The 8,449-nt window shown below is 73.0% G+C and carries 7 protein-coding genes; 6 read left to right on the top strand and 1 reads right to left on the bottom strand.

Annotation, left to right across the window (positions count from 1 at the left end; all coding sequences use genetic code 11):
- The 4 genes from AC51EU_RS23830 to AC51EU_RS23815 form a co-directional block, all read left to right on the top strand.
- Positions 1–902 (top strand): 2-oxo acid dehydrogenase subunit E2 (locus tag AC51EU_RS23830; RefSeq protein ID WP_496269095.1); only part of this gene is annotated, 902 nt, incomplete at its 5' end.
- Positions 903–1,128: 226 nt separating this feature from the next.
- On the top strand, positions 1,129–1,752 hold the full coding sequence (locus AC51EU_RS23825; RefSeq protein ID WP_496269096.1) for a GntR family transcriptional regulator: 624 nt from the start codon (positions 1,129–1,131) through the stop codon (positions 1,750–1,752).
- Positions 1,753–1,960: 208 nt separating this feature from the next.
- Positions 1,961–4,624 (top strand): pyruvate dehydrogenase (acetyl-transferring), homodimeric type, encoded by a 2,664-nt coding sequence (aceE, locus tag AC51EU_RS23820; RefSeq protein ID WP_496269093.1) that lies wholly within the window; start codon positions 1,961–1,963, stop codon positions 4,622–4,624.
- 196 nt (positions 4,625–4,820) lie between these two features.
- A complete protein-coding gene (locus AC51EU_RS23815) occupies positions 4,821–5,819 on the top strand; it encodes a helix-turn-helix transcriptional regulator (RefSeq protein WP_496269092.1) in 999 nt (332 codons plus the stop codon).
- A gap of 29 nt (positions 5,820–5,848) precedes the next feature.
- Here AC51EU_RS23815 and AC51EU_RS23810 read toward each other — a convergent pair whose 3' ends face one another.
- The gene (locus AC51EU_RS23810) at positions 5,849–6,793 is read right to left on the bottom strand and encodes an SDR family oxidoreductase (RefSeq protein ID WP_496269091.1); all 945 of its coding nucleotides are present in this window, start codon (positions 6,791–6,793) and stop codon (positions 5,849–5,851) included.
- A gap of 165 nt (positions 6,794–6,958) precedes the next feature.
- Between AC51EU_RS23810 and AC51EU_RS23805 the strand changes: the two genes are divergently transcribed.
- Complete coding sequence (locus AC51EU_RS23805; protein ID WP_496269090.1) at positions 6,959–7,480, top strand: DUF4240 domain-containing protein; 522 nt, start codon at positions 6,959–6,961, stop codon at positions 7,478–7,480.
- An 81-nt stretch (positions 7,481–7,561) separates the two neighbouring features.
- Positions 7,562–8,449, top strand: coding sequence for a TIGR01777 family oxidoreductase (locus AC51EU_RS23800; RefSeq protein WP_496269089.1), 888 nt, complete (start codon positions 7,562–7,564; stop codon positions 8,447–8,449).

Below are 8,449 nucleotides of genomic sequence, written 5' to 3'. Positions count from 1 at the left end.
GCAAGCTGGCCGCGGAGAGCGGTGTCGACCTCGCCACCGTCAAGGGCACCGGCGTCGGCGGCCGCGTCCGCAAGCAGGACGTCATCGCCGCCGCGGAGGCCGCCAAGGCCGCCGTCCCGGCCGCGGCTCCGGCCGCTCCGGCCGCCGTGTCCAAGGCCCCGGTCCTGGAGGTCTCGCCGCTGCGCGGCCAGACCGTCAAGATGCCGCGGATGCGCAAGGTCATCGGCGACAACATGATGAAGGCCCTGCACGGCCAGGCGCAGCTGACCTCCGTGGTCGAGGTGGACATCACCAAGATCATGCGGATGCGCGCCCAGGCCAAGGACGCCTTCGCGCAGCGTGAGGGCGTCAAGCTCTCCCCGATGCCGTTCTTCGTCAAGGCCGCCGTCCAGGCGCTGAAGGCCCACCCGGTCATCAACGCCCGGATCAACGACGACGAAGGCACCATCACCTACTTCGACACCGAGAACATCGGTATCGCGGTGGACGCGGAGAAGGGCCTGATGACCCCGGTCATCAAGGACGCCGGCGACCTGAACATCGCGGGTATCGCCAAGAAGACCGCGGAGCTGGCCGGCAAGGTCCGCTCCAACAAGATCACGCCGGACGACCTGGCCGGCGCGACCTTCACGGTCTCCAACACCGGCTCGCGCGGTGCCCTGTTCGACACCGTCATCGTGCCGCCGAACCAGGTCGGCATCCTGGGCATCGGCGCCACGGTCCGGCGCCCGATGGTCGTCAACCACCCGGACCTCGGCGAGACCATCGCCGTCCGGGACATGACGTACCTGGCCCTGTCCTACGACCACCGTCTGGTCGACGGCGCGGACGCCGCCCGTTACCTGACGACGGTCAAGCAGATCCTGGAGGCCGCCGAGTTCGAGACCGAGATCGGTCTCTGAGCGGCACGCCGACAGCGCGGTGGGAGTGGCCCCGTCCGGATTCGTCCGGGCGGGGCCACTCGCGTGTCCGGGGCCGGCGGGCGCCCGGAGCCGGCCGCGGTCCCCGGGGAGCGGACCGTGCGAAAGGTGAGCAGAACCACGTACGTCCGGGCCCCGCGGAGGCACCCGGAGGGTGGCGACTCCCCGTATCGTCTCCGTCACCACCACCCTCGCCGAGGAGCACGTCATGACCCCGCCCGTCGTCCATTCGCTGCGCGAGCAGATCCGCGAGCACATCCTTGAGGGGATCGTCAGCGGCCGCTGGCAGCCGGGCGAGCGGATCGTGGAGCGGCGGATCGCGGTGGAGCTGGAGGTCAGCCAGACGCCGGTGCGGGAGGCGCTGCGGGAGCTGGAGTCGCTGCAACTGATCGAGTCGGCACCGAACAAGGGCGTCCGGGTGCGGAATCTGACCGCGGACGATCTCAAGGAGAGCTATCCGGTCCGTGCCGGGCTGGAGCAGGTGGCGGCGGAGCTGTCCGCGGCCCGGCTGGCGGAGGACACCTCGGCGCTGGAGCGCGAGGTGGCGGCGCTGCGGGAGGCGGACCGTACGGGCGACGGGGAGGCGCAGGTGCGGCACACCGTGGCGTTCCACCGGGAGATCGTGCGGGCGTCCGGGAACTCCGTGCTGCTGCACACCTGGGAGGCGCTGGGCGTGGAGGTGTGGACGACGCTGTCGATGCGCTGGTTCAGCCCGGAGCCGCGGTCGCACGCCCAGGAGCACCAGGAGCTGGTCGACGCGTTCCGGCGGCGGGACCCGAGGATCGGTCCGCTGCTGAAGGCGCATGTACTGAGCTGCGCGCCGCGGGTCTGACGGAGGGCGCCGGGGACACCGTGTGACCCCACCACGTACTGGCACGCGGTGCCCGGTTTTGCGGCACCCCGTGCCGACCTGCGGTGATTCCTCTGATCGGCGTTGATCGATCATCGATCAGAGGCGTATGGTCGCGGCGGGGCGCGACATCCCTGCCTGCCGAATGCCTGCCGCGCCCGCACTCTCTCTGTCCGGAAAGGGGCCACCCATGCCCGATCCCGTGCGCCTGCCGTACAGCCAGCTCGACCAGCTCCCGGACCGCGACCCGGAGGAGACCGCCGAGTGGTGCGAGTCCCTCGACGCCGTCACCCGGGCGGCCGGTCCGCACCGCGCCGCCTACCTGCTGCGCCGCACCCTGGAGCACGCCGGCGCGCCGCGTCTGGCACCGCTGGAGACGGACTACGTCAACACCGTGCCGACCTCCGCCGAACCCGCCTACCCGGGCGACGAGGCGCTGGAGGCGCGGATCACCGCCTGGAACCGCTGGAACGCGGCCGCCATGGTCACCCGCGGCTCCCGGCTCGGCCTCGGCGGGCACATCGCCACCTTCGCCTCGGCGGCCTGGCTCTACGAGACCGGCTTCCAGCACTTCTTCCGGGGCAAGGAGGGCCAGGACTCCGGTGACCAGCTCTACCTCCAGGGCCACGCCTCCCCCGGCATCTACGCCCGCGCCTTCCTCGACGGCCGGCTGACCGCCGACCAGCTCGACCGCTTCCGCCAGGAGGCCGGCGGCGACGGACTGCCGTCCTACCCGCACCCGCGGCGCCTGCCGTGGCTGTGGGAGTTCCCCACCGTCTCCATGGGCCTGGGCCCCCTCTCCGCGATCTACCAGGCGCGCTTCAACCGCTACCTGGAGCACCGCGGCATCAAGGACACCTCCGGCTCCCGCGTCTGGGCGTTCCTCGGCGACGGCGAGATGGACGAGCCCGAGTCGACCGCCGCCCTGGCGCTGGCCGGCCGCGAGGGCCTGGACAACCTGACGTTCGTCGTCAACTGCAACCTCCAGCGGCTGGACGGCCCGGTCCGCCCCAACTTCAAGATCGTGCAGGAGCTGGAGGCGCAGTTCCGCGCCGCCGGCTGGAACGTCGTCAAGTCGCTGTGGGGCCGCGCCTGGGACGAGGTCTTCGCGCTGGACACCGACGGGTCGCTGGTGCGCCGGCTGCGCGAGGTCCCCGACGCGCAGTTCCAGACGTACGCCACCCGCGACGCCGCCTATCTGCGCGAGCACTTCTTCGGCGGCGAGCCGGCCCTGCGGGCGCTGGGCGACTCGCTCTCCGACGCCAAGCTGCTGGAGCTGTTCCAGACCTCCCGCGCCGGCCACGAGCCGCGCAAGGTGTACGCCGCGTACCGGGCGGCCGTCGAGCACAAGGGCGCGCCGACCGTCGTCCTGGCGCAGACCGTCAAGGGCTACACCCTCGGCGCGGGCTTCGAGTCCCGCAACGCCAACCACCAGATGAAGAAGCTCACCACCCAGGAGTTCCGCACCATGCGCGACCTCCTGGAGCTGCCGATCCCGGACAGCGCCTTCGAGGACGGCCTGGTCCCCTACTGGCGGCCGGCCGAGAACTCCCCCGAGATGGAGTACCTGCGCGAGCGCCGTGCGGCCCTGGACGGCCCCGCGCCCGCCCGCAAGGTCGTCGCCAAGCCGCTGCCGATGCCCGCCGACAAGGCGTTCGACGCGCTGAAGAAGGGCTCGGGCACCCAGGAGATCGCCACCACCATGGCGTTCGTCCGGCTGGTCAAGGACCTGATGCGGGACAAGGAGACCGGCAGGCGCTGGGTCCCCGTCGTGCCCGACGAGGCCCGCACCTTCGGCATGGAGTCCCTCTTCCCGTCGGCCGGTCTCTACTCCCCCATGGGCCAGACCTACGACCCGGTCGACCGCGATCAGCTCCTGTACTACAAGGAGGCGAAGAACGGGCAGATCCTCAACGAGGGGATCACCGAGGCCGGTTCGCTCGCGGACTTCACCGCCGCCGCCACGTCGTACGCGACGCACGGCGAGCCGATGATCCCGTTCTACATCTTCTACTCGATGTTCGGTTGGCAGCGCACCGCCGACCAGTTCTGGGCGCTGGCCGACCAGTTGGGCCGCGGTTTCGTCATCGGCGCGACCGCCGGCCGTACGACGATGACCGGTGAGGGCCTCCAGCACGCGGACGGCCACTCCCACCTGATCGCCTCCACCAACCCGGCGGCACTCTCGTACGACCCCGCGTTCGCCTACGAGGTCGCGGTGATCGTCAAGGAGGGCCTGCGCCGGATGTACGGTCCGGACGCCGAGGACGTCTTCTACTACCTGACGGTCTACAACGAGACCAAGGTGCAGCCGCCCATGCCCGAGGGCCTGGACGAGCAGGGCATCCTCAAGGGCCTGTACCGCTTCCAGGAGGCCGCCCCGGCCGCCGCGGACGCGCCCCGCCTCCAGCTGCTGGCCTCCGGTACCGCCGTCCACTGGATCCTGGAGGCGCAGCGGCTGCTCGCGGCCGACTGGGGCGTCGCCGCGGACGTCTGGTCGGCGCCGTCCTGGACCGAGCTGCGCCGCGACGCCATGGAGTGCGACGCGGCCCGGCTCGACGGCGAGGACCGCGTCCCGTACGTGACCCGCGCGCTGGCCGGGGCCCCCGGCCCGGTGGTCGCGGTCAGCGACTGGATGCGGGCCGTCCCGGACCAGATCGCCCCCTGGGTCGAGCAGGACTGGGTCTCCATCGGCACCGACGGTTTCGGTCTGTCCGACACCCGCGAGGCGGCCCGCCGCCACTTCGGTGTCGACCCGCACTCGATCGTCGTCCAGACCCTCGCCGTCCTGGCCCGCCGTGGCGAGGTCAAGCCGGAGACGGTCAAGGAGGCCAGGTCGCGCTACGGCCTGTGATCCCCGGGGGCCCTCCGCCCCCGACGCGTCCCCGGCACCGGGGGCGCCCCCCGCTCCCGTGCGGGGACCGACCACCGCGCCCGGGGTCCTCGCACGGGAAACCCTCCCCCGTCCTCCCCTGCCACGACCCGGCAGGGGAGGGCGTCGGCGTGCGGGCGGTCCGGGCGTTGTCGGTGGCCCCCGGCATGATGAGGGCATGCGCGCTGCCCGGCTCATCAAGTTGGTGTTGCTCCTCCAGTCCCGGCCGTCGATGACCGCCGGGGAGCTGGCGCGTGAGCTGGAGGTCTCCGAGCGGACGGTGGGACGGGACGTCCTCTCGCTCTCCGAGGCCGGGGTCCCCGTCTACGCCGACCGCGGCCGTGCGGGCGGCTACCGCCTCGTCGGCGGGTACCGCACCCGGCTGACGGGCCTGGGCCGCAGCGAGGTGGAGGCGCTGTTCCTGTCCGGGGTGCCCTCCGCACTGCGGGAGATGGGCCTGGCGGACGCGGCGTCCGCCGCCCGGCTGAAGGTCTCCGCCGCGCTGCTGCCCGAGCTGCGGGACGCCGCCGCGGGCACCACCCAGCGCTTCCATCTCGACGCCCCCGGCTGGTACCGCGATCCGGAGACACCGGCGCTGCTGCCGGAGGTGGCCGACGCGGTCTGGGACGACCGCGCCCTGGACGTCCGCTACCGCCGCAAGGACACCGAGGTACGGCGCGAGCTGGAGCCGTACGGCCTCGTGCTGAAGGCGGGGGTCTGGTACCTGGCGGCGCGGGTGTGCGCCCCGCCGGAGCAAGCCGACGCGTCGTCCTTCCGTGTCTACCGGGTGGACCGCTTCGCCTCCGTGGCCGCCACCGGCAGCCGGTTCGTCCGCGACGCCTCCTTCGACCTGCCCGCCTTCTGGGCGGAGCGTGCCGAGCAGTTCGTCCGTTCGCTGCTGCGGGAGGAGGTCGTGCTCCGGCTGTCGGAGCGGGGCATACGGCTGCTGCCGCATGTCACGGAGTCCGCCGCGGCCCGGGAGGCGATCGAGCGCGCCGAGCGTGCGGACGGCCGCGACGAGCGGGGCGGGCTCACCGTCACCCTGGCCGTGGAGAGCACCGATGTGGCGTTCGCCCAGTTGCTGGGGCTCGGGCCGGAGGGGGAGGTCCTGGCCCCGGTGGCGCTGCGCGAGCGGTTCGCCGAGGCCGCCCGGCGGTCGGCGGAGCTGTACGGGTAGTCCGTGCGGCCCCGCCGCGCCGCGGGCCGCTACCGGTAGTCGTCCGCCGTCGCGTCCTTGCCGCCGAAGACCACCTCGGCGAAGTAGGCGTCGCAGTCCGGCCGGGTGCCGTCCGCGTCGGTGAAGCCGTACTCCTTCGCCAGCTGCCCGCTGGAGAGCGACTGCCCGCTCCAGCGCGCCCGGTCGGGGTCGGCGGCCAGGGCGGCGACGGCCCTGCCGATGTAGACGGGGGATTCGGCGATGGCGAAGTGCGGTTCCTTCGTCACCGCGTCGCGCCAGGTGTCCTCGGTGACGCCGAAGTGGTCGAGCATCTCCTCGGAGCGCAGGAATCCGGGGGTGAGCGAAACGGCCGTGCCGCCGTACGGCTTCAGCTCGGCGGCCAGGCCGAAGGCGATGCGGTGCGGGGCGTTCTTGGTGAGGTCGAAGGGGAGGTTCTCGCGGTAGGCGCGGTTGGACTCCGCGGTGCCGTCGGTGATCTCGACGACCAGGCCGCCGGGACGCCGGTTCAGCAGCGGCAGCGCGTAGTGGCCGGTGATGAGGTGGGAGTCGACGCCCAGGCGCAGCATCCGCAGTCCCTTGGCGAGGTCGAGGTCCCACAGCGTGGTGGAGAACTCGATCAGGTGGTCGCCGCCCCAGACGCTGTTGACCAGGATGTCCAGCCGTCCCCGCTCGCGGTCGATGCGGTCGGTGAGGGCCTTGACCTGGTCCGGTTCCAGGTGGTCGGTGGGTACGGCGATGCCGGTGCCGCCCGCCGCCGTCACCCGCTCCGCGGTCCCCTCGATCGTCTCCGTGGGGCGGCCGACCTCGCTCACCCGGTCCCGTGTGGTCCGGCCCGTCACATACACCACGGCCCCCGCCCGGCCGAGTTCCACGGCCATGGCCCGTCCCGCGCCCCGGGTCGCCCCGGCCACCAGGGCGACCCGCCCCGCCAGCGACCGTGCCGTTTCCTTCACCGTCGTGTCCTGTGTCTGCATGTCCCTCGCACCTCTTCCGGCTCGTTCCCGCTCGTACGCGACGACCCTGACAGCCAAACCCGACACCTTCTGTCGTATTTGTTTTCGCCCGTACGCGTTTCCCCCTGGCGCGACACCCGTGTTCCGCGTGCGGCCCGGGGCGGCAGGGCCGATGCTGGAGCGGTGATGGACGAGACGGAGTTCTGGGAGCTGATCGACGGGGCCCGCGAGGCCGCCGACGGCGATCCCGAGGACCAGGCGGAGGCGCTGACCGAACGCCTGCTGGCCCTCGACCCGGACGCCGTCACGGACTTCGCCCGCCACTTCGAGTCCCGCTACAACCGCGCCTACACCTGGGACCTGTGGGCCGCCGCCGCGATCATGCTGGACGGCGCGAGCGACGACGTCTTCGACAACTTCCGTTCGTGGCTGATCGGCCAGGGCCGCTCCGTCTTCGAGGGCGCGCTGCACGACCCGGACCAACTCGCCGTCCTCGTCGACGAGTTCGACGCGGAGGCCGACGGCGAGGCGGAGGAGCTGGGGTTCGCCGCCGACGACGCGTACGAGCAGCTGACCGGCGCCGACCTGCCCGACCTCGGGCTGCCCCCGCCGCCCCGCGAACCGCTCGGCGACTATGTGGACCCCGACGACGAGACGGCCCTCGCCGAACGCCTCCCCCGCCTCTGGTACCGCTTCAGGCCCGTGTGACCCCGGGCCGTCCGGGCGGCGCGCCGCGACACCCCGCCCGCCGCCGCGTTCCCCGGCCGCCGCCCGGGGCAGGATGGCCCCATGCGGATCGCGATCACCGGCTCGTCCGGTCTCATCGGCACGGCACTCGTACGGTCGCTGCGCGCCGACGGACACGACGTCGTACGGCTGGTACGACGCCCGCCGGCCTCCCCGGGCGAGGTGCGCTGGGACCCCGTCCGCCAGGAGGTGGACACGGCCGGGCTCGCCGGGTGCGAGGCGGTGGTGCACCTCGCCGGGGCCGGCGTCGGCGACCACCGCTGGACCGCCGCCTACAAGCGCGAGATCCGCGACAGCCGGGTCCTGGGCACCGCGGCCCTCGCCACCGCCCTCGCGTCCCTGGACGTCCCGCCGAGGGTCTTCGTCTCGGGCAGCGCGATCGGCTACTACGGGGACACCGGCGACCGGCGTACGGACGAGAGCGCGCCGCCCGGCGAGGGCTTCCTGCCGGAGGTCTGCGTCGCCTGGGAGCGGGCGGCCGCCCCCGCCCGGGACGCCGGCATCCGTACCGTGCACCCGCGCACCGGGCTGGTGGTGGCGCACGGCGGCGGCGCCTGGGGGCGGCTGTTCCCGGTCTTCCGGCTGGGGCTGGGCGGCCGGCTCGGTGACGGCCGCCAGTACTGGAGCTTCATCGCCCTCGACGACCACATCGCCGCCCTCCGCCATCTGATCGACACCGAGGACCTGGCCGGCCCGGTCAACCTCACCGCGCCCGAGCCCGTCACCAACCGCGAGGTGACCGCCGCGATGGGCCGTGTCCTGCACCGCCCGACCGTCTTCGCCGTCCCCGCTCCCGTCCTGCGGCTGGCCCTGGGCGAGTTCGCCGGCGATGTCCTCGCCAGCCAGCGGGTGATCCCCCGGCGCCTGCTGGACTCCGGTTTCACCTTCGCCCGTCCGACGATCACCGAGGCCGTACGGGCGGCCGCGTAG

Source organism: Candidatus Streptomyces philanthi (assembly GCF_059553635.1).
This window is presented reverse-complemented; position numbering and strand designations above follow the sequence as displayed.